This window comes from Neobacillus sp. Fa239 (genome assembly GCF_055395235.1).
This window is the reverse complement of record NZ_AP041611.1, coordinates 3,226,683-3,249,906: the sequence shown is the minus strand read 5'-3', so window position 1 is coordinate 3,249,906 and position 23,224 is coordinate 3,226,683. Positions and strand designations below refer to the sequence as shown.

Genomic DNA, 23,224 nt, shown 5'->3' with positions numbered 1-23,224 from the left:
AATTATTAGGAAGAGGTTAAAACCCATTTTATAGTGATAATATTTTATGAATTAGAAAAAAATAATTAAAGGAAGGAGGGATTACGAATGTCTGTGAAAAAGTGGTTAACAGGTTTGGTCGTTTTACTTGCTTTGATTGTGATTGGGACAACTCTAAGCTCATTGGGCGTATTTGCCGAATCCGGTGTCATCACAAAGCCAATGGAGACAGTGAAAGCGATTGAGGTTAAGTTAAACGACGATAACTTTAATCCGAAAGTTATCACGATTCTAAATGGAAAAACGACACCGTTGATATTGAAAAATGAAGGGAAGAAAGAACATACCTTCACCGTGGAAAAACTCGGAATTGACGCCGAAGTCCAGCCAGGAGAAGAAAAAACCATTACCGTGGAACCCAAAAATACGGGTACATATGAACTGATATGTCGGTACCATTTTCAGCAAGGAATGGTTGGAAAAGTAATAGTTAAATAACAAGCTGGGCCAATTGGGCCTTGCTTTTTTCATAGGAAGATAGGCAATCATAGAACAATTTCAAAAACAGTACCTTGGTTATAATCCGTCACGATCATAGAGCCATAAACCCCCAAATAAAGTCTGGTTTGATCCATATTCGTTCCCAAACTGACATAATAAGCGGACTCGGACCCAAAATTATAATCGGTTTCCAATACACTAAAATCATTTAGTTTTCCATCTGTTCTTACTCTGGTATAAGCTAAAACTCCTCTAACCGGAGGCCTGGATTCTTCCATTCGGGCAAAGTCGGTAAACACAACGCTTCCCGTTAAATCGGGGATCCCTTTCCCCATATAAGCTTGAACTCCTGTAAGGGCCGTTCCGCCAAACTTATCTGGCCTTTGATCTTTATGATAATAACAAGTTAGAGGTGAAAGACGCTTCACTGAGGTTTCTACTGCTTCATTGAAATAAGCCATTGTTTTTTCATCTAAGGGCGGATTTTTAGTGCAGGCTTTTTTAAACGCAGTAGGAAAAGCACCTTCCCACCCTCGCCAGCCAAAGTTAATCAATCCTTCTTGGTCAGGTTCCATATTCCTTAAAGAAGCTTGAACAAGCTGAGTAACTGGTATTGGTTTATAATGAACGAATGAAAAAATCGACTCTACCAAATCTTGTCCGACATTTCCCACATATTTAATATACTGATTCGTAAACCGTTGAAATGAAATGCCTGGTATATTACGAACTCCTTTGGCCATGATTGTTAGCGTTTCTTGAATAGGTGGGGGAAGTTCATTAAAACGTGTGACAACCGGTGGATTATCGATAAATGTATTCTTATTTACGTCAATTTCAATGATTTTACCGGCTATTTCCATCATATCCTGACTTAAATTATATGGATCATAGGCTGACCCACCATCTCCGGTTGTTAAAACAAGTTTTCCTGTTTCAGGTGAAAAGTTTAAGCTATTGACACCATTATGATTTAAAAATGGCCTTCTTATGTTAAGTAATGTCCTTCTTTTTTGAGGTTGACCATTCGAATGTAAAATCCATTCTTCCACTGTATCAATATGATTATATTGAGTTTCTCGATTTACCCACCTTTGGTTTAAGGTTTCGGGATCACATGGATTAGGCTGAAAGGATTCAGAAAAAGCAACAGGACCTTGTGTTCCAGTTACGGAGAAATGAAGATAAAACAGACCGTTATAATAAAATTGAGGATGAAACGCAAGACCCAGCAAACCCCGTTCATCATAACCACCACCAGAAGGACCTAGCTTTAAGATTCGCGGACGAATATCTAAAAAAGGCCTTACCTTTGAGTTTCTTATGTAAAAGATCTCTCCAACCTGGGTTGCAATAAATAAGCTTTCTGTTGAGTCACCTGGGAGAATCGTTGTTTTCAAAACCGTTGGCAAATTTATCTTACTAACAATGGGCCGCAAACGAACCTTCACTTTTTTCACCTAGCTTTACACTCCTTCTAATTGTTTTCTTTGATAAGAATATGATTAGAACTGCTCTATTAGTACCAAATTAAGGCCGGGGAATATCCTTATATATTGTATCTATGATGGATTACTCATTTTTTAATTTCCATATTTTCACATAACAAGTGATCTGATCGTGGAAAAAAAGAAGATGTAAACTTGGCAGCACCAAAGTTGTTTGACAATGGATTTGATGTTATGTTTGTCCGTATTTTAAAAGAAGTTAGCATGGGAATGTACACCATAAATATGAATATGGCTTATAACAACCAAGTGATGAAGCTTTATGAGGGACTTACTTCTACAAATGGAGGATCGAAATCAAATCATTAATAATCAATAAAATAATTTATAAAGCGAATAATAATATTGGTGTTGTTTATAACACTAACTTCAATGTGGGGGGATATATTTTGAAAAAACTTATTCGCTTATTTTCATCTTTAATTACTTTGTTAATTAAGGCAGCATTCTTAATGGACAACTTTAATCATAGGTTAAAGTTCTTAATAGACTCTTTAGTAAGATTGTCTTCCATATTAAGAATGCCAAATATGGCAAAAGCATAAGTGTTACCTAAATAATATCTAATTCCACATTGGAATAAAAAGGCGAGCACTGTTGTGTTTGCCTTTTTAATATTTCTCGTTTATACAGTATCGGTTCAAGTTAGCGAATAAAGGAGTTTCTAAACGGTTTATAGAATTAGAGAAATGGATTCTATTAAACTGTAAATATACATAATAACCAAGGGGGATATATATGTTTTTAGACATAAACGAACAGCTTGTGAAAATACAGGATCAATTGCGCAAAAAAGAAAAGTATCAATTACAGCTAAACCAGTACGAAAGGGAATGGGAATCCATTCAGGAAACGATCTATCAATTGGAAAAAACCTTGCAATCTGAAGAAAAAGATGTCAAAAAATTGGAAGGCATCAGCCTCGCGAGCCTTTTCGCTGCACTGTCAGGGACAAAAGAGGAAAAGCTGGTGAAAGAAAAAGAAGAACTTGTGCTTGCTCAATACCGTTTGGAACAAGCAACCCGAACAAAGAAAGAAATCGAAGAATCAAAACGCCGAATAGAAAATCAATTATCGGAACTCATTGATATTGAAATTCAATATGAAAATTTCCTATTGGAAAAAGAAAAGCTGGTCAAAACCAGCCAATCCTCTTTGGCGAAAAAAGTGTTGGAAATGAGCGAACAAGAAGGAATCCTTCAATCCAAGATGAGGGAGTTGGATGAAGCCATCGATGCCGGTGAAGAGTTATCACAATTGCTGGATGAAGCATTATCGGCACTTAAGAAGGCACGAAGCTGGAGTAATTTTGACACTTTCGCTAATGGTGGCTTTATAACGGATATGGTAAAACATCAGCACATTGATCATGCGGAAGAGGTGATCAGAGAGGCACAGGCAAGCATGCGGTACTTTCAAAAGGAATTGTTGGATGTAAACAAGATTGCCGATATCGAAATCAACATCTCCGGCATGCTGAAGTTCGCGGATTTCTTTTTTGACGGATTCATTTCCGATTTTATGGTGCAGGGAAAAATCAACAACGCGTTAAACCAAACCAGGGATGAATATGACAACGTAACGGAAATTGTCATGAATTTAAATTTGGAATACAATGAAACGCAATCGGAACTCGAAAAAATTCAAAAAGAAAAACGGGAAATCATTGAAAAATTGTAGTAAAGGAGATTACAGACATGATAGTTCTCACAGCAAATTATCATTGTAAGGCTGGTATGGGAGATACGGTCGAACAAGCATTGAGAGAGATGACCTTGTTAGTCAAGGAGGAGAAAGGATGTATTCACTACCTTGTGAACCGCTCGAAAGACGACCCAGACGCTTTTTTACTATTTGAACAGTATAAAGACGAACAAGCACTTGCAAGCCACTCAGAAACCCCTTACTTTAAGAGGATTGTTTTAGAAACAATTGTTCCCTTACTCGAAAAACGGGAACGCACTTTTTATACGCCTGTTTCGAATCTTTCTTAACCAAGCCCTCAATGTAGCTTAAATTTTGAACATTCAAACGAGACCAGTGAATATTGTGAAATATTACACTTAAACAAACGGGGTGCTGCGGCGTTCCCGATTAAGAAAGAAAATCTTATTTCATAGCTAATTTACTATACAATACTCGACCTGGCTTATTGTTATAAGTTTTGTTCCCAGCGTATTTTATTTAGTAATGCATGGCATCCAGCTGAAATAAGACCATAAGTTTCATCAAAATCACCTGTGAAAAATGGATCTGGGACATCTTTCCTGTATTTGGTCAGGTCGAGCAGCCTAATTATCTTTGGATGATTAGGCTTGCCGGTTATTCTGTAAATATTTTTTATGTTGCTTTCGTCCATACCAATAATATAATCGAACTTCCAAAAGTCTTCTTTCCTTAGATGGCGTCCAATTAACCCATCAGAAGAGATATTGTATTTATTTAGAATATTAAGAGTTCCTTCGTGAGGAGGGAAGCCAATTTGCCACGAACTAGTTGCAGCGGAATCAACTGCTATTTTGTTAGATAAATTTTCATTTTTGACTAATCTACGAAACAAAGCTTCAGCCATCGGTGAACGGCAAATATTGCCCAGGCATACAAATAAAACGTTAATCATGTGCTTAGCCCCTTTTAATTTAGATGATTTTATTTCCGTTTTAATAGTCTTTTTTAAATAAAAACTTTGTTATTATTCATTGTTGATTTTCGTGTAGTATGAAAATTCATAGGCGGAGAAATTCCGGCTAATGTAGATAGAGGAAGCTTAAGGAGCTCATATAAGAGGAGAAATTCCGATTAACTGCTCGAAATAAGACAAAATCCAAAAATTTGGATCATATAAACGGAAAAACTTCCTTTATTTTGAAGGAAATATGGGTATTTCCCAATTTAAACGGAATTTTATCGTTTATTTTTAAATAAAGTAAATCAACATTCAGTAATAACAGAAATCCATGCAAAATTTTTGGCTTATCAATAAATGAAATAACAGTTATCCATAGATATTTCAGGGTAGAGCCAAAATAAATTATGTAATTGCAAAATATGTACAAAGCAGGAATGTGGAACGGCGTTTTATTTGTGAAAAATAGTGGTCTAGTTTAAAAGCCCCCTCAGATAAATTGATTTCTGTGGGGGCTCAATTTTTCAGTTTCCAAAAAAGAGGTCGAATAGGTTTGATGCTGTTGAAGATTTCTTGTTGTAGAACTCTGCGTATCCGCAATTTTTACAATAGACCACCTGAAATTGATTGTGCTGGACATCGAGCAGTTTTGAAAGACCTGTTCCGGTCATCGCCACTTCCTTTTGCGCTGCGTCGCGGCTTCCACATTTCACACATCCTTCTGCCAAATTTCCACCTCCAGGTTTGAACCTTCACATTTCTGATTGTATTAAATGCAACAGGCATTTATCCCTAATTAATAACAATCCCATGTATGGTGTATTTTTTTCTCCGAAGGGAAAAAGTAACGTTTAGGGGAGATGAGTTTCTATAGGTGTTACGATATACATGTAATAAGTTAAATACCAGCACCACTCAATAGTTAGGTTACAAAAATATTTTCAAGAAAAACAGTTGACACTCCTGCTACTCAGTGTTACGATATACCTGTAATAAGCAATACTTAATAGCGCGATTTCGAAAAAGCTATTAAGTAAAATTTTTCATTAGTACTAAGTTATACTGAATATAAGTCAGACAATATAGAGGAGGTAAAGGAGGCGCTAATTATGGAAAATTTAACTGAAATGCTGAAAGGTTCACTGGAAGGATGCGTACTGGAAATCATCAGCCGCCATGAAACATATGGCTACGAAATTACCCGTCGCCTAAACGAGCTCGGGTTCACCGAAGTCGTGGAAGGGACGGTCTACACCATCCTCGTGCGATTAGAAAAGAAAAAACTTGTGAACATAGAAAAAAAACCGTCGGATATGGGGCCGCCCCGAAAGTTTTACTCACTTAATGAGGCTGGCCGACAGGAACTTGAATTGTTTTGGAAAAAATGGGATTTTGTATCATCAAAGATCAATGTCTTAAAGTCAATCTAGCTTCATAAGATATTCCGTTCGATATTTTTGGAGTGTCTTGTTCAGCTATATAAAAAAGGAGGAAAAATAACATGTTAGAAATGTTCAAAAAAATGATTGGTGAGAAAAAAGAGTACAAAATGATGATGGCACGGGTTGAAGCCCTGCCAGAGGACTACCAGTTTGTATTTAAGAAAATTCAAAACTACATGTGGAATTTCTCATCTGGCAACGGGATGGATATGCTGCACATGCAGTATGAATTAATCGATTTGTTTGAAGCTGGTGCGGCGGAAGGCAGACAAGTGCTTGAAATCACTGGGGACGACGTGGCGTCCTTTGCCGACGAACTAGTGGCAAACGCTAAAACCTATTTCGCGAAGTATCGTGAAGATTTGAATCAGAGTATCATGAAGCGATTTGAAAAAAAATAAATTCAGGTAGACCATACCGACTGATTAGCTGGTAACAAATGTGGATTGCCGCCTTTGCTATTCAGTTAAATTTTTAATCTGGTAATAAGTAATACTGATTATCAGTCAGACTAAATAGATGTGTATAAGCAATCTGGCTCCACAAAGACGCTTTTTATAAGGAGGAAATAAGTATGAACAACACAACGATTTCTGTAAAAGGGTTAAAAAAATCCTTTAATGACAAGGAAGTCTTAAAGGGGGTGGATTTTGAGGTCCGGCGAGGCGAAATTTTCGCGCTGCTGGGCTCAAATGGAGCGGGCAAGACGACGACGGTCAACATCCTCTCTACGCTGATGAAGCCCGATAGCGGCGAATTAGGTATTTGCGGCTTTGACGTCCAGCGTCAACCGGATCATGTTCGCCAGAGCATCAGTCTGACAGGGCAGTTCTCTAGCTTAGACGGCATGCTCACAGGAAGGGAAAACTTGATGATGATTGCCAAGTTGCGGGGAGTTTCTAATCCCGCACAAGTCTCTGACAATCTGCTTGCAAGATTCAGCCTGACCGATTCTGCCAACCGCAGGGCGGACAAATATTCCGGGGGGATGAAGCGCCGGCTTGACATTGCCATGAGCCTGATCGGAACGCCAGCTGTCATTTTTCTTGACGAACCGACGACAGGGCTTGACCCTGAAGCGCGGATTGAAGTCTGGGATACCGTTAAGAAGCTTGCCGGTGGAGGCACGACCATCTTGCTGACTACCCAGTACCTGGAGGAAGCTGAACAACTGGCGGACCGTATCGCCATCCTGCATGAGGGAAAAATCATCACGACCGGAACCCTTACCGAACTCAAAGAGATGTTCCCGCCAGCGAAAGTGGAGTACATCGAGAAGCAGCCGACATTAGAGGAAATTTTCCTCGCGATCATCGGCAAAAAGGAGGAGATGTAAATGAAAAGCAATACAGGGGTATTACTTGGGCGTTTACTGCGCAACATCATGCGCAGCCCGGATACGATTATCACGGTGGCGATTACGCCGATTATGATGATGTTGCTGTTTGTCTATGTATTTGGCGGTGCCATAAAGACAGGTACGGACAACTACGTCAATTATTTATTGCCGGGAATCTTGCTGATGGCTATCGCCTCCGGCGTCGCTTACACTTCAGTAAGGCTGTTTACGGATGTAAAGAGCGGACTGATGGCGCGTTTCATTACGATGCCCATCAAGCGATCATCGGTCTTGTGGGCTCACGTGTTGACCTCTCTTGTTTCCAATGCGCTTACTGTCATGGTGGTTATCCTCGTCGCGCTCTTGATAGGCTTCCGTTCCAGCGCTAATATCCTGGATTGGCTAGCTGTAGCTGGAATACTCGGGCTGTTTACGCTGGCGCTGACTTGGTTGGCGGTCATTCCCGGATTGACTGCGGGGTCAATGGAAGGGGCGACAGCCTACTCTTACCCGTTGATTTTCCTTCCTTTTATCAGTTCGGCCTTTGTCCCCACCGAAACCATGCCTAAAATTGTCCGTGTGTTCGCTGAGAACCAGCCCGTAACTTCAATCGTGAATTCGATTCGTGCCCTCTTGTACGAAGGTTCGGTTGGCAACGGTATCTGGATCGCGCTTGCCTGGTGTGTCGGCATCATGGTCATCGCTTACTTCTTCGCCAGTCATGCATTTAAACGCCAATTAGGGTAAGTACATCAAGGGGGCATTCGTGGAACAAAGAGTTGCTGAGGCAGCTCTATTTTTTTTTGGATTAAAGAATTATATATAGGGGATTTTCAAAGGAAAAGGAGGATTTCTAAATCGATGTTCAAATAAGGACTGCCGTTTTTTGATAAAAAGAAAATAATTAATATTTAGAAATTTATGAATTGTTGTTGAGAAACGGATTTAGCTTTGCTAAAATGAAAAAGTATTAAAGGTGAATTTTTTTTGGATCTACCGGGACGTTTTTTGTCACACAGGGACACTATTCGTCCCAAGTAGGTCTTTACAAAATAACAGAATACACATTCTGTTTATATATAATTATTATTAGAGGAGGATTTTTTTATGGCGGCAAATGAAGTAACCTTATCCACTTATCAGTTTTACATGAACGGAGAATGGAAAGAAAGTCAGTCAGGTCAGACCATTGACATTATGTCACCTTACCTTTATGAAGTAATTGGAAAAGTACAGGCCATTACGAAGGAAGAAGTAGATGATGCTATTTGGTCTGCACATGATGCACAAAAAGAATGGGCAGAAACTCCTCTTCAACAACGTGCAAACTATTTATATAAATGGGCAGATGAATTGGTTAGCAGACAAGATGAAATAGCCGACACGATTATGAGAGAAGTGGGTAAAAGTTATAAAGATGCAAAAAATGAAGTGGTACGCACTGCGGATTTTATTCGTTATACCATTGAAGAAGCCTTACATATGCATGGCGAAAGTATGCGGGGAGACAGCTTTCCAGGTGGTTCGAAATCGAAAGTGGCAATTGTTGAGCGAATTCCACTTGGGGTTGTATTAGCAATTTCTCCATTCAACTACCCAGTAAACTTGGCTGCAGCAAAAATTGCACCGGCATTAATGGCAGGAAACGCAGTTATTTTTAAACCTGCTACACAAGGGGCTATCAGCGGTACGAAAATGATTGAAGCACTTGACGAAGCGGGACTGCCCAAAGGTCTTCTCGCCCTTGTAACTGGAAAAGGCTCTGTTATTGGAGATTACTTAGTGGAGCATAAAGGAATTAATATGATCTCCTTTACTGGTGGTACCAATACCGGGGTTCAATTAGCCAAAAAAGCAAATATGATTCCGCTCGTTCTTGAGCTTGGGGGAAAAGACCCTGGCATCGTCTGTGAAGATGCCGATTTGAAAGAAGCTGCAAAACAAATTGTCAGCGGTGCATTCTCATACTCCGGCCAGCGCTGTACAGCGATTAAGCGTGTACTGGTACATGAAAAAGTAGCAGACGAGCTGGTACGACTATTAAGAAAAGAAGTGGAAGATTTGGCTGTAGGTTCTCCTGAAGAGGGCAGTACGATTGTTCCATTAATTGATAATAAATCTGCTGATTTTGTTCAAATTTTGATTGCTGATGCGCTTGGGAAAGATGCTGAAGTTGTGATAGGAAACAAGCGGGAGCATAACTTGATCTATCCTACTCTTCTTGATTATGTTACAGATGATATGCGTGTAGCATGGGAGGAACCGTTTGGACCTGTATTGCCTATTATCCGTGTTTCTTCTGAAGCTGAAGCAGTACAAATTTCAAATGAATCTGAATACGGTCTCCAGGCAAGTATCTTTACAAAAGACGTGAACAGAGCATTTAGAATTGCGGGTAAGCTTGAAGCAGGTTCCGTTCAGATAAATGGACGTACAGAACGTGGTCCGGACCATTTTCCGTTTATCGGTATAAAAGGTTCAGGAATGGGAGTTCAAGGAATTCGCAACAGTATCGAATCAATGACAAGGGAAAAAGTAACAATTTTAAACCTTCAAGGATAATAGGTATGATTTATTTTTTTAAAATGAGGTGCCGTTATTGAAAACTAAAGAGGAAACCCTAGAAGATTTGAAAAAAGAATTGTTTAGAATTGGATCTACGAACCAAGGTAAATATGATTTGTTGAAGAGGAAAGGCCAAGTTTTAAGTACAACTATTTGCCGTCGGTTGAAACTAAGTTGGCCGGAGGTTGTTAATAAAACAGGGTTAAATGTATTAGATTAGTAAATAGAGTTTTACAGTAATAGAAACAACTTGAATCGTTCCGGAGATTTAGCTGGTTAGCACTATAAAAGAACTGCACAGCCATTTTTATAATGGTTGTTTTTTTTGCTGCAGTGTTATTCAAACGTCAGGTTCTGTCTCAATGGGATTTTCAAAAATTTCATCTTTTTCAAGAATAAAACATGGAGTACAAATAAAAAAAGCGTGAGAATCCTCACGCTTTACAGCTTATTTGTAAACCCAAGATGGAATTTTTACAACAGGTGTTCCAGCAGCATAAGCACACACTTCATACTCTTGAAACTGTAAATAAATACCATTTAAACCGAAATAAAATTGTGTGTTTTTAGTAACGAAATTGTCATTTTTTGAAACTAATAAAAACTGATGATAATATTTATTATTCTTTAAAGCATTATAGGAATAGTTTCTCACCTTCGTATAATTAGAAGATGTTCTAAGGATATCGTTAATTTTATATTGTTTTCCAGTAGTAAGACTGAAATTATAAGCGGTTAACGCTGTAGCACCGTGAGCACCACCAGCAAAAGTGTCATCACTATAAAGAATACTTATAAACCCTGTGGATTGATATTTTACTTTATAAGAACTATTCCAATAGTATCGGCATGTTTCCCCTGTGCAATAGCCATGTTTTTTATCGTATCTTTCTTGATTCATAGTCTGAACATATTCTTTGTATGATGTTTTAACAGCAGTTAAAAGGACACCATTAATTTTATTTTGTGCGGTTTTGCTCTTTAATCCAGACACTTGAGGATATTTTAAATTTTTTTTCCCTTTATAATAGTGGGTGAACACAATCACTTTTGTTGTAGCAGCCTCAGACTTTTGGATTGGAGATGCTGATCCGTAAATCCCCAGAGCAATTAAGAAAGCAACCAACACTTTTAAAAAACTACTTTTTACCATAATTCCCCTCCAATTTGTTAAATTCTAATCCATTATAAAAAAGAAAAATTTATAAATAAAGTATTTACTTTCCAAAAATTTCATGTTGTGTTTTAAAATAAATATTTACCAGAAAGTTTTATAAATAAAAAGATAAATGGCTTCCAAGACTGGAGGTAAGAGTAAAAACTGGGATCGCCGCGGGCGGTCCTATTTTGATTTTGTCGCAATTAATATAGATGTGGAAACCCAAGGTCCACTCCACCACCCGTGCCATCCGGCATTTTTTAGAGTGACGTTAACCATTCCTAAATCTTCCATAAAATATTTATATTCTTTTACCTTTCTTATATCAGCAATGATTAATTTTCCACCAATCTTGAGGACTCTATAGGCTTCTTTTAGAGCCTTTTCTCTATCAGATTTAAGTTTTATGTTATGGATGACCAAATTACTTGTAACAAAATCAAAGCTGCTGTCTTTAAAGGGAAGATTTCTAATATCCCCAGTTATTAATTCAACCTGATTATTGACACCTTCAATTTCGGCGTTTTCTTCAGCAATACGAAAGTCATTCCCTGATTGATCTACTTTCCTCCATATGTCGATTCCTGTGCCTCTTACGGATTTGCCCAATTTCTTAATAATTAAATAAAAAATGGCTCCACGGCCACAACCCAAATCTAAAAAATGAGAACTTTGATTTAGATTCAATTCAGAAAGTATTTTATTCCATATTTGATATTTACCCTTTAAGGTAGTATGCATATAGAAAGACAAGCAGACGAAACAAAAGAATCCAAACCACAAAAAGATATACGCCCACTTATATCCCATGGATACCAAAACAATCCCTATTAAAAAGAGGGCAATTGTGTAAATAGAGTAACTCACCGGAACCAAGGGTGCATCAATCCCATATTTAGCCTTGTTCATTTAACTTCACCACTATTCCAATATTTGTATAATTATATAATACTTGATGTAAAGGTGAAATTCTAGAATATAAAAGAAACACTCTGTTATCCCATTTAAGAGTTACAATAAGGAGTAAAGCTTTTTGAAAAATTGCCTAATAGGGGCAAGAGTTAAATAATTAGTCTTTGTTGCAAACCATTTCAAAAAATGCTATTCTAAAGAGGAATTATTTTTGTTCGGTGTAAAGGATAGTATTAGTAAAAACTTTTCGTCTTGATGATCACTGAGAGCAAGGATAGTAATACATTGTGTGCTAATCACACTGGGAGGCAACAAACATGGAAAAAGGTAAAGTAAAATGGTTTAATGGCGAAAAAGGCTTCGGATTCATCGAACGTGACGGTGGAGAAGACGTATTCGTTCATTTCTCAGCGATCCAAGGCGAAGGTTACAAAACATTAGAAGAAGGTCAAGAAGTGACTTTTGATGTTGAGCAAGGTCAACGTGGAGCACAAGCAGCTAACGTTCGTAAAGCTTAATTAAAATGCCAACACATGGACAGACTCTTTTTTAGAGTCTGTTTTTTATTTTTTCTTAGAAAAACAAATAACCCTACTCAAAATGAGCAGGGTACTTGAAAACAGTAAATCAAATGGTAAACCAATTGTAACATATAAATTGTAGATTTCCTAATTTCTTTGGATTTTTTTTACAAAGAGAAATAATAATGGGGTGATTATATGAGTAAAGCTAAAGGAAAAGGTGGAACCGGTAGAGGAACAGACAAGAAGGGTTGGAATCGTTGGCAAGCTGGTGTAAACAAAAAAAAGAGCGCAAAACCTTATATTAGTAAAGGTACAAAAAAAACGGATGTTTAAACTGACTCCACGAACAATAGTTAAAGTCACTGATACAAAATTTAGCGAATGCTGAATAAATGCATTATTTAATGACTCAACGTGTGCGAGCTCCATTAAAGGAGGTCGCTTTTTCTTGTTCAGCTAACGGAGATTAATATTGGACGGTTCTTATTTAACGTGAAATCGCTCTTTTAAAAAGTTCCTTAAATTTCTCCCTATCTTCTGATGTAAATGGCTTCGGCCCTTTTGTTCGCTTCCCGCTTTTTCGAGCCATTGCACTCAGATAACGGGATTGTAATAGTTGGTCAATGTTTTCATTTGTATAGCTAGACCCATTATGATGAAGGACCGCACATCCTTTTGCTAAACCTAGCGATGCAAGACCATAATCTTGCGTAACGATGATATCTCCTTTTTCTGCTAACTTCATAATCCGAAAATCCGCAGCATCTGCTCCAGAATCAACATAAATGGTTTCCACTCCTGATGGTTGTTTCACATTAGAGAAATGAGAAAAGCTAGTAACGAGGATAACAGGAATTCCAGCATTGGTTCCTTCAGAGATAATGATATCTTTTACTGGACAGGCATCGGCATCAACATAAATTTTCATTTTTAATTCTCCTCGTAAATAAGTTCTTTATGAGAAGGGTGCAGGATACTGCACCCTTTTTCTTCTTTCGAGATTAATGGTGTTTTACGACCATTTACCAGTTAATACCTCTGCACGGTCCGTTGCCGGTGCAGGGGTTCTTGATAAACGAGAAATGTCCGCATACATTTCCGGTGACATATTCAAATCGGCAGCTGCTAACGAATCTTCTAACTGATCTAAATTACGCGCGCCAATGATTGGAGCGGTAACAGAGGGATTGGCCTTTACCCACGCTACTGCTAAAGTTGCCGGTTTCACATCATGTTCCCCGGCATATTTGGTGAACTGTTCAGCTGCCACAAAATCCTCATGGGCACCGTAACGATCACCATAGCGTGCATCGTCTACAAGGCGGCCATGTTCAGGACGTTTGTTCACTCCGTATTTGCCGGTAAATAAACCGGCACCTAGTGGACTGTACGTAATAACTCCGATTTGTTCAGACTTTGCCATTGGCAAGATTTCTACTTCCGCTTGGCGTTTCACCAGGTTATACATCGGTTGGATTAATTCAAATCGAGCCAATTGCTCCTTTGCAGCAATTCCTAATGCTTTAGTGATCTGCCAAGCTGCCCAGTTACTAACGGCAGGGTAGAGGATCTTTCCTTGTCGCTGCAAGTCGTCTAGTGTGCGTAGTGTTTCTTCGATTGGTGTTCGTTCATCAAAGTCATGAACAAAATAAAAATCAATATAATCCGTTTTTAAACGGCGCAGGCTTGCTTCTATACCTTGGATGATATGTTTTCGAGATAATCCTTTTGCATTCACATTAGCACTGGTATTCCAAAATACTTTTGTCGTTAAGACAATATTATCACGTTCATGTGCAATGCATTCACCTAGAATTTCTTCAGAACGCCCACCGCTATAGACATCGGCAGTATCGAAGAAATTGATACCAGCTTCCCGGCAGCGTTTATACATGGCTTTAGATGTTTCTTCATCGGCGTTCCCCCCGAAAGACATCGTACCAAAACATAAATTTGAAACTTGAATACCTGTTTTTCCTACTGTGCGATATTCCATAATAAAAATACCTCCTGTTTTATATTTTTTCAATTAATACACATGAATCAAACCACTTTTTCGTACTTTTCTACTTTACTAGTAAGGGTAAATGAGACCATCGCCATAATGGCGGCAATTGCCACTGATGCAGCCCCAATCCAACTGATCGTTACCATCGATGAGCTTTTCACAGCAATGCCCCCAATTCCAGCTGCCGCCGCTATGCCTAGTTGTATACAGGAACCATACAGACTAAGCAGAATTCCTGATGCTTCCGGTGCAAGCCAGACCAGGTGATATTGCAATCCTGGTCCAGACGACCATGCGGAAAAGGACCATAACATCAGTAAGGGAACGGCGACAAAGGTTGATCTGGCAATAGTGGATAACAGCACAAGAGCAATCACATGGACAAGCAATCCACCGACAAGAGTACGAGGGTTACCAATCCGATCTGTCATAGATCCGCCGAACTTCGACCCAATTAAGGTCGCAATCCCGAAGGCAAAGAGGGCAATGCTCACTTGTTGTCCGCTCATGGATGTAACTGTTAGTAGGAAGGGAGCAATATACGAAAAGAGGACCGCATATCCTAATTGCCAAAAAAACGTTACACCAAGGCCCATTACGATTTTCGGGTTTTTCAATAGGCTGAGTTGCTTACTTAAAGGGACGACTGCCTCATTCGTATTTGCAGGAATTGTTCGCATGACTAGAAGGATGGCTATTAGACTAAGAAAACCAATACCCACGAAGATCAGCTTCCAATCGTAGGCAGTGGCAACAACTCGACCGATTGGTACGCCGATAATGATAGCAGCACTAAACCCAATGATAACTGTGCCAATAGCCCCTGCCTGACGGTCCGGTGCTGCCAATTTTGCTGCGGCAGTTTTGGCAGCAATAGCAAAAACACCGCTTCCCAGTGCAAGAATAATGCGAGAGACAATTAGAAATCCAAACCCAGGAAGGGTAATGGTCATTACGCTTCCGAAGACCATGAGAAGGAGAGAAAGCATTAATAACTTGCGCTGATTCATTTTGTTCGTTGCCATCACCACAAGGGGAGAACCGAATGCATTAGCCACTGCAAAAACCGTGATTAGCTGTCCTGCCACCGAAACCGAAACATGATTTGAGGAGGCCACCTTATCTAAAATGCCAGCAATGACATATTCCGATGTACTGACCATGAAAGTAATGACTGCCAGCATGTAAATTTTCCAGGTGTTTCCCAACCCGCAACGATCCATAAATAAACCTCCTGCTTCAAAAATCAATATTGATTGATTAATCAACATCTGTTTATAATTATAAAAAGATGTAGAATACATTCAATGGTTAAATCAACGCAATTCGTTGATTATTCAACAAATCCATCAAAATTGTTGATTATCTTTAAAAAAGGTTGGGGTCAAAAGTGGATAGAAGAATAGCCAAAAGCCAAGAAGCTATTAAAAATGCAGTGATCGAGCTAATGACTGAAAAAAGTTTTGATGACATTACCATCCAGGATATTTCCGACAGAGCAAACGTAAACCGGGGAACCATCTACCTACACTATACGGATAAATATGATCTGTTGGATAAGCTGATGGAAGAACATATTAATAAGCTAAGAGAAACATGTGAATGGGCATGTGAAATGGAGTGGGTAGAGGCGACCCAAATCTTTTTCGAATACTTTAAGAGTAATTATTTATTCTTCTCAACGATGTTAGCGAGTAAAGGAGCCCCGTCATTTCGCAGTAAGTTCCTAGCGTTTCTTATCGAAGAGTTCAAGGATGAGGTTGACACAGCAAAAGGAAAAAATCACGGTTTAAATGAAGATGTTATTGTTAAATTCACCGCAAATGCCTACGTAGGGGTATTGGAATCATGGTTAAAGGATGGAATGCCTTCTCCACCTAATGTTATGGCAAAAGAATTAGGCATTTTATTGGATAGGATTGTATAGGTTCTTTTCAAGTTGAAACACTGACTGCCATTCATAATGGCAGTTTTCTTTTTATACGAAGGGAGGCTTTATATGCCTAATTGAATAAAGTGTTCAATTAAGCACAAAATGAAAGGGAAATGAATATCGAAACAGGGGGAAAGTATGGATAAAAACAAAGAAAAGACACCAAATATTTCCGGAAGCTTTCAAATCATTGAAGATGGGCGAAAAGAAACAATTGAGAAATTGAGAAATGAGAACAAATTAGATGAAGAAACGGAATATTATGCACGAATATTTATGGAAGATTAAAGATTTTTTCATCGATCAGGAGCGTTTTCTGCCAAAGGCAGGAATGCTTTTTTTACGAACTTTTCTCTAGAAGGAAAATAAAATTCAAAGTAAAATAAATTTGGAAACAAAAAAACGTAAGGAGTTTAAATGTGAGTACATATGAAGACTTATTAATTAAGACCATATCGAAGAGTGAACCATTAACTAGAGTTTTTCAAGTTCTAAAAGAAATAAACCTGCCGTTTGAATATTATGTTGGTGCGGGGTGTATCACAAACACGGTTTGGAACGACATTTCAGGCTATCCTCTCGAATATGGTATATCAGACATCGATATCGTTTATTATGACCTTCAAGATTTGAAACTTGAAAGTGAAAATAAGCTTAAAGATATTTTGGTAAGTCGTCTTTCTGATTTGCCATTTAAGCTGGACGTCAAGAATCAAGCAATGGTGCACCTTTGGTATGAGAGCAAGTTTGGTTTTCACATTAAACCTTACCTATCGCTTGAAGCAGCGATAGATAGCTGGCCAACCACCGCAACAGCTTTAGGGGTCCGAAAAGAGCAAAATGGATTATATAAAATATATGCACCTTACTCCTTGGATGATTTGTTTTCAATGATCGTTAGACCAAATAAGCTGATGGTTACGAGAAAGATTTATGAAAATAAAGCTAGCAAATGGAAGGAAAAGTGGCAAAACCTTCAGGTCATTCCTTGGTAACCCTTTCGCTTTTGCTCGAAAATCTTGGACACGGGGAGTGGAGTAAATTGGAAAAATCTGAATCTATTTATGTGCGGTCAAATCGCCTGATTTTGAGACAATTTTCACAACAAGATGTTGAGCCCTTTTATTTGTACCGTTCGAGTCCTGAGGTGGCTAGATTTCAGTCTTGGGAAAATTATCAATATCACGATGCAGAAGTTTTCGTTAGAAAGCAATCGAAGTTTGTGCCAAATCAACCTGGTACCTGGTTTCAGTTTGCGATTGCATTAGTGGAGACTAATCATTTAATTGGAGATTGTGCACTACATACACGCTTGGATGAACCACGAATTGTCGAAATTGGCTTCACCCTCGCCGAAGAGCACCAGGGGAATGGCTGCGCCAGTGAAGCAGTGATATCTTTATTGAGTTATGTATTTAATGAACTTAAAAAACACAAGGTGATAGCCTTTACGGATGTTAGAAACGAAAAATCCATCCGGCTTCTTGAGCGTGTAGGCATGAGGAGAGAGGGACATTTCTTGGAAAATTACATGTCAAAAGGCCAGTGGGTGGATGAGTATCAATATTCTTTACTGCGGTCGGAATGGGAAAACAAATTAAATAAATAAGAAAAAAGTGAAAGACCGTTAAAGACGGTCTCTCGCTTTTTAAATTTTATTACTATATCCGTCATGGATTGCAGCTGTATTGCCGGCAATTTCCATACCACTATTTACATTTGATTCTGGTTCGATGGATCTTACTGAAGTCTGTATCGATGGTTCATCATCTGTATCTAAATACGGACTTCCTCCCGTATTATTAGCCTGAATGGAAGGGTCAGAGCTTTCATCCAAATAGGGACTTCCACCAATATGGTCAGCCTCACTTAAATGATTCCTACTTGTATCTAAATAAGGAGCACCCCCCTCAAAAGCATGATCAGCCATTTCTTCTGTTTTATTATCTTTTATGGACATATAAATTACCTCCTTATTATATTGTATGAGGTAGGAGATATATAAATCTGGAAATATAAGGAAGGAAATAGTCTTAAATTTATACTAATTCTTCTTTAAAGCAGCATAAGGAAAAACAGGGTCCTTCAGTTCAAATTCGTATGTAAGACCACTTACAAGTCCTAAAACCTTGTCACTATCATAAAGCTCAAGCATAAAACCGGCCATTTCTTTAGCGGTATGATACTTTGGTACAATACCCTCTAAACTAAATTCATTTACTCCAAACGCATGTTTTGCAAATTCTGTTTCAGTGGAAGCTGGAGCTAATACTTTAGCTTTCATTTTAGCTCCAAGACCTTTTAGTTCCTGAGCCAGACCTTCCGTAAATGCACTTACATAAAACTTCGTCGCACAGTATGTTACAGAATCTTGAATAATTCGGTATCCCCCTGCAGACGAAACATTAATCAGCTGCGATCCTTCAATATTTGCATAGTCACGAACGTAAAGAGAGGAAAGGATGGTTAGGGCCTCTATATTTAAGTGGAGCATGGTTTCGATCTTATTTAAATTTTGCTCTCCGATGGTAGCAAAATTACCAAAGCCTGCATTATTGATCCATGTTTCAATTTTGTAATCCTTTAGGCTTTCGTATAAGTCATATACATTTTTAGTAATGGATAAATCCGTTGGGAAGATGACAATATCCAAATCTGAGTTGATATTTGCAATTTCTGATTTTAAGTTCTCAAGCTCTTCTTTTCTACGTGCAACAAGGACCAAGTTTTTACCGCGTGAGACAAATGCCAGCGCGGTTTCATAACCAATTCCAGAACTGGCACCTGTAATAACCGTATATTTCATGAGGATCCCTCCTGAATTTGTGTGAGAATTCCTTTTAATCTTTATTCTGACCTCAATGATTTATGCGTTCGCCCTTTGAACGTATTTCTCCTTCATCTGTTTAATATCTTCTCTCGGCGGAAAACCAAACATACGGGAATATTCCCGACTGAATTGTGAAGGACTTTCATAGCCAACACGAAATGCGACATCAGCTGCATCTGTTGACTCGGAAAATAACAGACGGCGGGCTTCCTGAAGTCTCATCTGTTTTTGGAATTGAATAGGGCTCATAGCGGTTACCTCTTTAAAATGCCTGTGAAGAGAAGACACACCCATATTCGCTATTTCCGCAAGCTCCTCAATCCGTAAAGACTTATCAAAATTCTTCATGATATATTCGATCACATCACTTATTTGATGGGTCGAGCTTCCTTCAATGGCCATTTGCCCAAGGGTACCGCCATGTTGCCCTTGCAGAACCCGATAAATGATTTCCTTTGTCACTAGTGGAGCAAGTATTTGAATATCCTTTGGATTTTCTAGCAAACGAGTTAATCTAATTACGGCGTCGAGCAGAGATGGCTCAATCCGGCTGACATACATACCTCGTTTAGCAATTTCTTTTTGATTAACTTCACTCGGAGAATCACGTAACACCTCTAAAATTTGACTTGGCGTAAATTCAAGCTTAAGTGCCAAATACGGAAATTCGGAAGAGGCTTCCGTGACTTGTCCCGTAATGGGCAAGTTAACGGAGGCAACGAGATAATCGGCAGGACCGTACAAAAAGCACTCCTGTGAAAGCAATACTTCCTTCATTCCTTGAACGATAATGCAGAGAGAAGGCTTATAAACTCCGTAATTTGGACCGGTAACATTAGAGTAACGAGAGAAAAATAAAGACGGAATGGCAGTGGCATGAGAACCGTCCTGTTTTGTGTGCCGCTCAATGAGTTTGGCGAGCTCATCCTGCTTTTTAAAAATTTGTTCAGACATAAGAATCTCCTTGAACTTTTTTCTCGGTAGCTCCATTCTAATACTTATCGGTCTCTAGTGTAAGTGGTAGTGAGAGGATTAGGCAATGATTTGATACGAATAGGATAACGGCTTCTTTTTCGTTTGTTGCATAATAAGGTTGCTAAAGCTTATTCAATTACTGCAATGCCGAATATCTCTAGTATGGCTCAGTTGGTTGGGATCCAATATAAAACGTTTTAATGTGAAAAGATTCCCGGCACACGGAAATTGGAGCGATTGGAAGAAAATCTTAGCGCAGCAGTAGTAGTGCTAACTCCGGAGGAACTAATTGATTTGAACGACGCCTATCAAAGATCGAGATTTCAGGAGACCGCTATCCGGCAGAATACGCCAATAGAGTGGGCAAATAACGTACATTTTTAGGGGAAATTGAGGAGGATTTGAAATGCAAAAAGTCATTTTAAACAATGGTGTCGAGATGCCTATTCTCGGCTTTGGAGTTTATCAGATTCAAGATTCACATGAATGTGAACAAAGTGTTTATAACGCTATTAAGGCAGGCTATCGGCTGATTGATACCGCTGCCTCCTATCTAAATGAAGAAGCGGTAGGCAGAGCAATCAAGCGAAGTGGTGTGCCGAGAGAGGAATTGTTTATTACCACAAAACTCTGGGTACAGGATACCGGTTATGAACAGACCAAAAAAGCATTTGCAAATTCTCTGGAAAGATTGCAATTAGATTATTTGGATTTGTATTTAATTCATCAGCCGTATGGCGATATCTATGGTTCCTGGCGTGCAATGGAGGAATTGTATCGTGAGGGTAAGGTCCGGGCCATCGGAGTTAGTAACTTCCAGATGGATCGTTTAGTTGATTTGATGATTCATAATGAAGTTGTTCCTGCCGTAAACCAGGTTGAAACGCATCCATTTTGCCAGCAAATTGAAAGTCATAAACTTATGAAAGAACACAATGTTCAGATTGAGTCCTGGGGGCCTTTTGCAGAAGGTAGAAATAATATGTTCGAGAATGAAGTTTTATTATCAATAGCCGAAAAGCATCATAAATCCGTTGCCCAGGTGATTTTACGGTGGTTGACGCAAAGAGGAGTCGTGGTGATTCCAAAATCTGTTCGCAAAGAAAGAATCATCGAAAACTCCCAAATCTTTGACTTTGAATTAAGTCAAGAGGACATGGAGACGATTGCTAAGTTAGATGCGAAAAAGAGCTTGTTCTTTTCACATAACGATCCTGAAATGGTGAAGTGGATTAGTAATCGGAAACTTGATATTTAATGAAAAAAATTCTTTTTAGAGACAAGTCGGTCAGGCTTGTCTTTTTTATATTAAAATGTTGGAAAGAGATGTCATTTTGCGAGGTGAGGGTCATGAGAATCGAAAAAGAAATGTATGATTTAATAATAGGAGTTGCCCAAAAAGATCCACGAATCCGAGCCGTCTATATGAACGGTTCAAGAACCAATCCCACGGTTCCAAAAGATATTTTTCAAGATTACGATATTGTTTATGTTGTGACAGAAACTGCCTCATTTATTAATGATGAAAATTGGATTCGTATTTTTGGTGAATTACTGATCATTCAGGAACCTGATAAAAATGTTGGTATCGAAATGGATTTTGAACGATCTTATGGTTATTTAATGCTTTTTCAAGATGGAAATCGTATCGATCTTCACATTCAAACAAGAGAAACGATGTTGGAAGAGTATGAAAATGATAAACTTACCATTCCATTATTGGACAAAGACAACATTCTACCGCTTATTACTCCAGCAACAGATATTGATTATCACGTAAAAAAACCAACCGAACCGGGTTTTTTGAGTTGTATCAATGAATTTTGGTGGTGTATGCAAAACGTTGCAAAAGGAATTTGGCGTGATGAATTGCCGTATGCAAAGCAGATGTTTGAACACCCCATCAGGGCAGCTCTGGATGAGATGGTATCCTTGTGGATTGGAATGAACTGCAACTTCCAGGTTTCAACAGGAAAGATGGAGAAGTATTTTAAAAAGTATCTTCCGGAATCCTATTGGGAGATGTATAAAGGAACCTACTCTGATGGTGATTACGAACATTTTTGGGATTCTATTTTTGTGGCATGTGAATTGTTTAGGCTGCTATCCAAAGATATTGCCGAATCTTTTTCTTTTACCTATCCAGTGGAAGAAGATGTAAATATGACGAAATATCTTCAGCGTATAAGAGACTTGCCTGTTGATGCAAAGGAAATATTTTAAAAACTAAAAATATCATTTTAACGGTATAAGTGAAAAGGAAAGATAATAGAATGTAAAATTGATTTTAAAGGAGGCACTTAGGGTGGACCCAAGATATCCAATTGGAAAATTTCAATTTGATGGTGAGATTACGAACCAAGTGAGTAAGAGTTGGATCAACGAGATTGAAGAATTACCTGGTTTATTACGTGATGCTGTTAAAGACCTGAATCATGAGCAGCTTGATACACCATATCGATCAGGAGGGTGGACTGTTCGTCAAGTTATTCATCATCTTGCGGATAGTCATATGAATGCTTATGTTCGTTTTAAATTAGCTCTTACTGAAGAAAATCCTGTTATCAAGACATATGATGAGGGTCTATGGGCAGAACTTTTAGATTACGAATTACCAATTTCTATTTCATTAACTCTTCTTGAAACATTGCATATCCGTTTGGTCAAGCTTTTACGTAGTCTTAATCCTGAACAATTGGAAAAAACATTTCTGCATCCGGAATTAGGACAGGTTTCAGTAGGTAAAAATATTGGCCTATACGCTTGGCATGGACGACATCATCTTGCACATATTACATCATTAGCTAATTAAATCGTACAAACCTCGCGAGTGCGGGGTTTTTTTATATTATTTTCAGACTACCCTTATATGAATTTGAGACCATTTCATACATATAATGCTTTGAGGGATTTAAGCTAATTT

General features: G+C 38.5%; 30 protein-coding genes. 19 read left to right on the top strand and 11 right to left on the bottom strand.

The genetic code is table 11. From position 1 onward, the window contains the following. Positions 1-87: 87 nt before the first annotated feature. Positions 88-477 carry a cupredoxin domain-containing protein gene (locus ACZ5XR_RS15790; protein ID WP_464497249.1) on the top strand — a complete coding sequence of 130 codons (390 nt, stop codon included), beginning with the start codon at positions 88-90 and terminating at the stop codon, positions 475-477. A 47-nt stretch (positions 478-524) separates the two neighbouring features. Here ACZ5XR_RS15790 and ACZ5XR_RS15785 read toward each other — a convergent pair whose 3' ends face one another. Continuing rightward, complete coding sequence (locus tag ACZ5XR_RS15785) at positions 525-1,940, bottom strand: PQQ-dependent sugar dehydrogenase (RefSeq protein WP_464497247.1); 1,416 nt, start codon at positions 1,938-1,940, stop codon at positions 525-527. 183 nt (positions 1,941-2,123) lie between these two features. Between ACZ5XR_RS15785 and ACZ5XR_RS15780 the strand changes: the two genes are divergently transcribed. The 3 genes from ACZ5XR_RS15780 (at position 2,124) to ACZ5XR_RS15770 (ending at position 3,982) form a co-directional block, all read left to right on the top strand. After that, a complete protein-coding gene (locus ACZ5XR_RS15780; protein ID WP_464497246.1) occupies positions 2,124-2,297 on the top strand; it encodes a hypothetical protein in 174 nt (57 codons plus the stop codon). 429 nt (positions 2,298-2,726) lie between these two features. After that, the gene (locus ACZ5XR_RS15775) at positions 2,727-3,668 is read left to right on the top strand and encodes a hypothetical protein (protein ID WP_464497245.1); all 942 of its coding nucleotides are present in this window, start codon (positions 2,727-2,729) and stop codon (positions 3,666-3,668) included. A 17-nt stretch (positions 3,669-3,685) separates the two neighbouring features. Next, positions 3,686-3,982, top strand: a complete 297-nt coding sequence (locus ACZ5XR_RS15770; RefSeq protein ID WP_464497244.1) for a putative quinol monooxygenase — start codon at positions 3,686-3,688, stop codon at positions 3,980-3,982. A 161-nt stretch (positions 3,983-4,143) separates the two neighbouring features. Here the strand turns inward: ACZ5XR_RS15770 and ACZ5XR_RS15765 are convergent, their stop codons facing one another. After that, positions 4,144-4,608 (bottom strand): low molecular weight protein-tyrosine-phosphatase, encoded by a 465-nt coding sequence (locus ACZ5XR_RS15765; protein WP_464497243.1) that lies wholly within the window; start codon positions 4,606-4,608, stop codon positions 4,144-4,146. A 530-nt stretch (positions 4,609-5,138) separates the two neighbouring features. Continuing rightward, a complete protein-coding gene (locus ACZ5XR_RS15760) occupies positions 5,139-5,342 on the bottom strand; it encodes a zinc ribbon domain-containing protein (RefSeq protein ID WP_464497242.1) in 204 nt (67 codons plus the stop codon). Between the two features lie 381 nt (positions 5,343-5,723). Between ACZ5XR_RS15760 and ACZ5XR_RS15755 the strand changes: the two genes are divergently transcribed. The 6 genes from ACZ5XR_RS15755 (at position 5,724) to ACZ5XR_RS15730 (ending at position 10,180) form a co-directional block, all read left to right on the top strand. Continuing rightward, positions 5,724-6,044 carry a PadR family transcriptional regulator gene (locus ACZ5XR_RS15755; RefSeq protein ID WP_016131412.1) on the top strand — a complete coding sequence of 107 codons (321 nt, stop codon included), beginning with the start codon at positions 5,724-5,726 and terminating at the stop codon, positions 6,042-6,044. A 71-nt stretch (positions 6,045-6,115) separates the two neighbouring features. Next, positions 6,116-6,457, top strand: coding sequence for a DUF1048 domain-containing protein (locus tag ACZ5XR_RS15750; RefSeq protein ID WP_464497241.1), 342 nt, complete (start codon positions 6,116-6,118; stop codon positions 6,455-6,457). 173 nt (positions 6,458-6,630) lie between these two features. Then, a complete protein-coding gene (locus ACZ5XR_RS15745) occupies positions 6,631-7,392 on the top strand; it encodes an ABC transporter ATP-binding protein (RefSeq protein WP_464497239.1) in 762 nt (253 codons plus the stop codon). After that, positions 7,393-8,142, top strand: a complete 750-nt coding sequence (locus ACZ5XR_RS15740; protein ID WP_464497238.1) for an ABC transporter permease — start codon at positions 7,393-7,395, stop codon at positions 8,140-8,142. A gap of 360 nt (positions 8,143-8,502) precedes the next feature. Next, positions 8,503-9,957, top strand: coding sequence for an NADP-dependent glyceraldehyde-3-phosphate dehydrogenase (locus ACZ5XR_RS15735; RefSeq protein ID WP_464497237.1), 1,455 nt, complete (start codon positions 8,503-8,505; stop codon positions 9,955-9,957). A gap of 37 nt (positions 9,958-9,994) precedes the next feature. Next, complete coding sequence (locus ACZ5XR_RS15730; protein WP_464497236.1) at positions 9,995-10,180, top strand: hypothetical protein; 186 nt, start codon at positions 9,995-9,997, stop codon at positions 10,178-10,180. A gap of 228 nt (positions 10,181-10,408) precedes the next feature. Here the strand turns inward: ACZ5XR_RS15730 and ACZ5XR_RS15725 are convergent, their stop codons facing one another. Further along, positions 10,409-11,113: a DUF3298 and DUF4163 domain-containing protein gene (locus ACZ5XR_RS15725; RefSeq protein ID WP_464497235.1), complete on the bottom strand. Its 705-nt coding sequence runs from the start codon at positions 11,111-11,113 to the stop codon at positions 10,409-10,411. Between the two features lie 189 nt (positions 11,114-11,302). Next, complete coding sequence (locus ACZ5XR_RS15720) at positions 11,303-12,028, bottom strand: class I SAM-dependent methyltransferase (RefSeq protein WP_464497234.1); 726 nt, start codon at positions 12,026-12,028, stop codon at positions 11,303-11,305. 320 nt (positions 12,029-12,348) lie between these two features. On the opposite strand from ACZ5XR_RS15720, the gene ACZ5XR_RS15715 reads away from it, so the two are divergent. Next, entirely contained in the window at positions 12,349-12,549 is a 201-nt protein-coding gene (locus ACZ5XR_RS15715) for a cold-shock protein (RefSeq protein WP_191273077.1), read from the top strand. A 201-nt stretch (positions 12,550-12,750) separates the two neighbouring features. After that, on the top strand, positions 12,751-12,888 hold the full coding sequence (locus ACZ5XR_RS15710; RefSeq protein ID WP_464497232.1) for a DUF3934 domain-containing protein: 138 nt from the start codon (positions 12,751-12,753) through the stop codon (positions 12,886-12,888). Positions 12,889-13,042: 154 nt separating this feature from the next. Here the strand turns inward: ACZ5XR_RS15710 and ACZ5XR_RS15705 are convergent, their stop codons facing one another. The 3 genes from ACZ5XR_RS15705 to ACZ5XR_RS15695 form a co-directional block, all read right to left on the bottom strand. Next, positions 13,043-13,483: a YaiI/YqxD family protein gene (locus tag ACZ5XR_RS15705; protein ID WP_464497231.1), complete on the bottom strand. Its 441-nt coding sequence runs from the start codon at positions 13,481-13,483 to the stop codon at positions 13,043-13,045. Between the two features lie 84 nt (positions 13,484-13,567). Beyond that, entirely contained in the window at positions 13,568-14,551 is a 984-nt protein-coding gene (locus tag ACZ5XR_RS15700) for an aldo/keto reductase (RefSeq protein WP_464497230.1), read from the bottom strand. Between the two features lie 47 nt (positions 14,552-14,598). Beyond that, a complete protein-coding gene (locus ACZ5XR_RS15695; RefSeq protein ID WP_464497229.1) occupies positions 14,599-15,786 on the bottom strand; it encodes an MFS transporter in 1,188 nt (395 codons plus the stop codon). A 167-nt stretch (positions 15,787-15,953) separates the two neighbouring features. Here ACZ5XR_RS15695 and ACZ5XR_RS15690 point away from each other — a divergent pair, with 167 nt between their 5' ends. The 4 genes from ACZ5XR_RS15690 (at position 15,954) to ACZ5XR_RS15675 (ending at position 18,105) form a co-directional block, all read left to right on the top strand. Beyond that, positions 15,954-16,490 (top strand): TetR/AcrR family transcriptional regulator, encoded by a 537-nt coding sequence (locus ACZ5XR_RS15690; protein ID WP_464497228.1) that lies wholly within the window; start codon positions 15,954-15,956, stop codon positions 16,488-16,490. 144 nt (positions 16,491-16,634) lie between these two features. Then, the gene (locus tag ACZ5XR_RS15685) at positions 16,635-16,784 is read left to right on the top strand and encodes a hypothetical protein (protein ID WP_464497227.1); all 150 of its coding nucleotides are present in this window, start codon (positions 16,635-16,637) and stop codon (positions 16,782-16,784) included. 131 nt (positions 16,785-16,915) lie between these two features. Beyond that, positions 16,916-17,491, top strand: coding sequence for a nucleotidyltransferase family protein (locus ACZ5XR_RS15680; RefSeq protein ID WP_464497226.1), 576 nt, complete (start codon positions 16,916-16,918; stop codon positions 17,489-17,491). A 47-nt stretch (positions 17,492-17,538) separates the two neighbouring features. Further along, positions 17,539-18,105, top strand: coding sequence for a GNAT family N-acetyltransferase (locus ACZ5XR_RS15675; protein WP_464497225.1), 567 nt, complete (start codon positions 17,539-17,541; stop codon positions 18,103-18,105). A gap of 39 nt (positions 18,106-18,144) precedes the next feature. On the opposite strand, the gene ACZ5XR_RS15670 is transcribed toward ACZ5XR_RS15675, so the two are convergent. The 3 genes from ACZ5XR_RS15670 to ACZ5XR_RS15660 form a co-directional block, all read right to left on the bottom strand. Next, on the bottom strand, positions 18,145-18,456 hold the full coding sequence (locus ACZ5XR_RS15670) for a hypothetical protein (RefSeq protein WP_464497224.1): 312 nt from the start codon (positions 18,454-18,456) through the stop codon (positions 18,145-18,147). 84 nt (positions 18,457-18,540) lie between these two features. Next, positions 18,541-19,302, bottom strand: coding sequence for an SDR family NAD(P)-dependent oxidoreductase (locus tag ACZ5XR_RS15665; protein WP_464497223.1), 762 nt, complete (start codon positions 19,300-19,302; stop codon positions 18,541-18,543). A gap of 60 nt (positions 19,303-19,362) precedes the next feature. Next, positions 19,363-20,280 (bottom strand): AraC family transcriptional regulator, encoded by a 918-nt coding sequence (locus tag ACZ5XR_RS15660; protein ID WP_464497222.1) that lies wholly within the window; start codon positions 20,278-20,280, stop codon positions 19,363-19,365. A gap of 427 nt (positions 20,281-20,707) precedes the next feature. Between ACZ5XR_RS15660 and ACZ5XR_RS15655 the strand changes: the two genes are divergently transcribed. The 3 genes from ACZ5XR_RS15655 to ACZ5XR_RS15645 all read left to right on the top strand — a co-directional run bounded on the left by ACZ5XR_RS15655 (position 20,708) and on the right by ACZ5XR_RS15645 (position 23,113). Further along, the gene (locus ACZ5XR_RS15655) at positions 20,708-21,559 is read left to right on the top strand and encodes an aldo/keto reductase (protein ID WP_464497221.1); all 852 of its coding nucleotides are present in this window, start codon (positions 20,708-20,710) and stop codon (positions 21,557-21,559) included. 92 nt (positions 21,560-21,651) lie between these two features. Then, positions 21,652-22,524 (top strand): aminoglycoside 6-adenylyltransferase, encoded by an 873-nt coding sequence (locus ACZ5XR_RS15650; protein WP_464497220.1) that lies wholly within the window; start codon positions 21,652-21,654, stop codon positions 22,522-22,524. An 82-nt stretch (positions 22,525-22,606) separates the two neighbouring features. After that, complete coding sequence (locus ACZ5XR_RS15645; RefSeq protein ID WP_464497219.1) at positions 22,607-23,113, top strand: YfiT family bacillithiol transferase; 507 nt, start codon at positions 22,607-22,609, stop codon at positions 23,111-23,113. The last annotated feature ends 111 nt before the right edge of the window (positions 23,114-23,224 follow it).

Coding starts and splice junctions, on each gene's coding strand:
- ACZ5XR_RS15790 (WP_464497249.1), top strand. CDS start 88: ATGTCTGTGAAAAAGTGGTTAACAGGTTTGGTCGTTTTACTTGCTTTG.
- ACZ5XR_RS15775 (WP_464497245.1), top strand. CDS start 2,727: ATGTTTTTAGACATAAACGAACAGCTTGTGAAAATACAGGATCAATTG.
- ACZ5XR_RS15770 (WP_464497244.1), top strand. CDS start 3,686: ATGATAGTTCTCACAGCAAATTATCATTGTAAGGCTGGTATGGGAGAT.
- ACZ5XR_RS15765 (WP_464497243.1), bottom strand. CDS start 4,608: ATGATTAACGTTTTATTTGTATGCCTGGGCAATATTTGCCGTTCACCG.
- ACZ5XR_RS15755 (WP_016131412.1), top strand. CDS start 5,724: ATGGAAAATTTAACTGAAATGCTGAAAGGTTCACTGGAAGGATGCGTA.
- ACZ5XR_RS15750 (WP_464497241.1), top strand. CDS start 6,116: ATGTTAGAAATGTTCAAAAAAATGATTGGTGAGAAAAAAGAGTACAAA.
- ACZ5XR_RS15745 (WP_464497239.1), top strand. CDS start 6,631: ATGAACAACACAACGATTTCTGTAAAAGGGTTAAAAAAATCCTTTAAT.
- ACZ5XR_RS15740 (WP_464497238.1), top strand. CDS start 7,393: ATGAAAAGCAATACAGGGGTATTACTTGGGCGTTTACTGCGCAACATC.
- ACZ5XR_RS15735 (WP_464497237.1), top strand. CDS start 8,503: ATGGCGGCAAATGAAGTAACCTTATCCACTTATCAGTTTTACATGAAC.
- ACZ5XR_RS15725 (WP_464497235.1), bottom strand. CDS start 11,113: ATGGTAAAAAGTAGTTTTTTAAAAGTGTTGGTTGCTTTCTTAATTGCT.
- ACZ5XR_RS15720 (WP_464497234.1), bottom strand. CDS start 12,028: ATGAACAAGGCTAAATATGGGATTGATGCACCCTTGGTTCCGGTGAGT.
- ACZ5XR_RS15715 (WP_191273077.1), top strand. CDS start 12,349: ATGGAAAAAGGTAAAGTAAAATGGTTTAATGGCGAAAAAGGCTTCGGA.
- ACZ5XR_RS15710 (WP_464497232.1), top strand. CDS start 12,751: ATGAGTAAAGCTAAAGGAAAAGGTGGAACCGGTAGAGGAACAGACAAG.
- ACZ5XR_RS15705 (WP_464497231.1), bottom strand. CDS start 13,483: ATGAAAATTTATGTTGATGCCGATGCCTGTCCAGTAAAAGATATCATT.
- ACZ5XR_RS15700 (WP_464497230.1), bottom strand. CDS start 14,551: ATGGAATATCGCACAGTAGGAAAAACAGGTATTCAAGTTTCAAATTTA.
- ACZ5XR_RS15695 (WP_464497229.1), bottom strand. CDS start 15,786: ATGGATCGTTGCGGGTTGGGAAACACCTGGAAAATTTACATGCTGGCA.
- ACZ5XR_RS15685 (WP_464497227.1), top strand. CDS start 16,635: ATGGATAAAAACAAAGAAAAGACACCAAATATTTCCGGAAGCTTTCAA.
- ACZ5XR_RS15670 (WP_464497224.1), bottom strand. CDS start 18,456: ATGTCCATAAAAGATAATAAAACAGAAGAAATGGCTGATCATGCTTTT.
- ACZ5XR_RS15665 (WP_464497223.1), bottom strand. CDS start 19,302: ATGAAATATACGGTTATTACAGGTGCCAGTTCTGGAATTGGTTATGAA.
- ACZ5XR_RS15660 (WP_464497222.1), bottom strand. CDS start 20,280: ATGTCTGAACAAATTTTTAAAAAGCAGGATGAGCTCGCCAAACTCATT.
- ACZ5XR_RS15655 (WP_464497221.1), top strand. CDS start 20,708: ATGCAAAAAGTCATTTTAAACAATGGTGTCGAGATGCCTATTCTCGGC.
- ACZ5XR_RS15650 (WP_464497220.1), top strand. CDS start 21,652: ATGAGAATCGAAAAAGAAATGTATGATTTAATAATAGGAGTTGCCCAA.